At 52.7% G+C, this 2393-nt stretch carries 1 pseudogene; it reads left to right on the top strand.

From position 1 onward, the window contains the following. Positions 1–61: 61 nt before the first annotated feature. Positions 62–2393 (top strand): annotated as a pseudogene (locus FKW19_RS14340) (Hint domain-containing protein); the annotation flags it as partial.

Genomic DNA, 2393 nt, shown 5'->3' with positions numbered 1-2393 from the left:
CGCTGGCGCCATTGTAGAATATACAAACGGTTCAGCATACAACAACACTGTGAATAGTGGTGGTGAAGACGCTGTTCTGAATGGGCTGAGTGAAGCTGCAACCATTTCTGCTGGTGGTCTTCAGTTGGTAGCAACAAAAGGCGTGACCTCTGGAACCATCCTGGATGGCGGTCAGCTTCAGGCGGCATCTGGTGGCATTGCATCCGCAACAACCGTGAACGCCGGTGGCCTTGAAACTGTAGGAGCTGGTGGCACAGCGCTTAATCAGACTGTTCATTCCCAAGGCACTGTTGTTGTTGATGCGTCTGGGATCATAGGCGGTCAAACCATCCTGAGTGGTGGCAGCTTGATTGGCGGCATACTCAGCGCGGGCGCAACGGTATCCGTGCTCTCTGGCGGGTATGAAAGCGGTGTCACCATTGCAAGTGGCGGCAGCGCGGATCTCCAGTCTGGCGGTAGTGGCTCCAATATTCTGATTGAGCGCTCTGGCGTAGAAAACGTGGCTCAGGGCGGTGTTGTCAGCAATTTCACCATTGAGACGGGTCGGCAGAATAATGCCGGGAGTGCCGTATCGGGCACCATTACCAATTTGGGTGAAGAACGTGTGATGTCCGGCGGCCAGGACAGTGACATGATTGTTGCAAGCCACGGGCATGAGGTTGTGAGTGCTGGTGGGGTCGCAAACCATACAACGTATAACGCCAATGGCTTTGGCTACATTAACGGTTCGGCTGTGAGTGCCGTTGTGAATTCTGGTGGTATCGAATTTGTTCAAAGCGGTGGCGTCACTACAGGCACAACGGTTAACAATGGCGGCCTTGAAGATGTTGAGGCAGGTGCTACAGCACACAATGAAACCGTAGGACGTGGTGGCACGCTCAATGTTTTCTCACAGGGTAGCCTGAATGGCGCCAATGTGTCTGGCGGGACTGTGGATGTCAGTTCTGGTGGATCTGCGGCAGATGTCAATGTTGCCAGTGGTGGCCAGTTGAACGTGCAGAGCAGTGCAGTGCTGAGTGGTACGGAGGTTCTGCAAAACGGCGGCAAAGCCACCATATGGGCCGGGGCAGGTGGCATTGTTGATCTGGAAGGCAGCACCAATACAGGGCTGACTTTGGAGGGTGTTGAGACATCTTCCGCCACAACCGTTACGACAGAAGTGACAGGTTTTGATGGAGCTTCTGCGGGAAACTCAGACGGGATTGTGCTTGCCGGGGTTAAGGCAGCCGATATTACGTCCACCAGTTATTCAGCAGATGGCAACTACGTCACCTTGTCGTTTAACGAGGGTGGGTCTGTCACGCTGCACATTGATGATGTCAGCCAGTATGGGTATGCACTTTCTTCTGATGCAGATGGCAATGCTGTTTATGAAGTCTGTTTTTTGCCTGGCTCCATGATCCGCACACCATGTGGGGATGTTGCTGTTGAAACACTGCAACTGGGTGATGATGTTCTGACATTTGCAGATGGACAAAGCACTGTTCGTAAAGTGACATGGGCCGGTAAGGCGCATGCCACTGTGCGCGCAGGATTGCCGGATGATGAGGCGGGTTACCCTGTGCGTATCCTTAAGAATGCCATTGCAGATGGTGTGCCTTACAAGGATATGCTGATTACATCTGAACATTGCCTGTTCTTTGAAGGCAGGTTTGTGCCTGTGCGCATGCTGGTGAATGGATCTTCCATTTTTTACGATAAATCCATCACCTCCTATGATTACTACCATGTGGAAACAGAAGAGCACTCTGTGATCGCAGCAGATGGCATGCTGACAGAAAGTTATCTGGATACAGGTAACCGCCGTGCGTTCCGTCAGGCTGGTTCTGTCATGAGCTTGGGTGGAAAAATCAAAAGCTGGGAAGATGATGCCGCAGTAGATCTGTGTGTTGACCGTGCTTTTGTGGAACCTTTGTTCTGCAAGCTGGCGGAGCGGGCTGCAAGTGTCGGCGGGCAGCCAGTGGCTACAGCATCGCAGGTTCTGACAGATGAGCCCGACCTGCATCTGGTAACAGATAAAGGTGCTGTTGTGCGTGCCGTAAGGCGCAATGGGCAGCGTTATAGCTTCATGCTACGTTCTGGCACACGCTTTGTGCGTATTGTCTCACGCGCCAGCCGCCCATCTGATGTGATTGGGCCGTTTGTGGATGATCGGCGTGACATGGGTGTTGCCGTTGCGGATGTGCATCTTGCAACAGCCGAACAGCAGCATGACATTGCAGCGCATCTGATGCAGGATAAGCCTGAAGGCTGGCATGAAACAGACTGGGCAGATTGTGCATGGACAAATGGAAATGCCCTGTTGCCTTTGGGGGATCTCCTGAGCAGCCATCACATGGGACTGCTGTCTATAACAATCCGGGACACCGGATATTATGTTTTGGATAATGAAA

The sequence above is a fragment of the Acetobacter sp. DmW_125128 genome (assembly GCF_008704325.1).
Classification (GTDB): Bacteria; Pseudomonadota; Alphaproteobacteria; order Acetobacterales; family Acetobacteraceae; genus Acetobacter; species Acetobacter oryzifermentans.
This window is presented reverse-complemented; position numbering and strand designations above follow the sequence as displayed.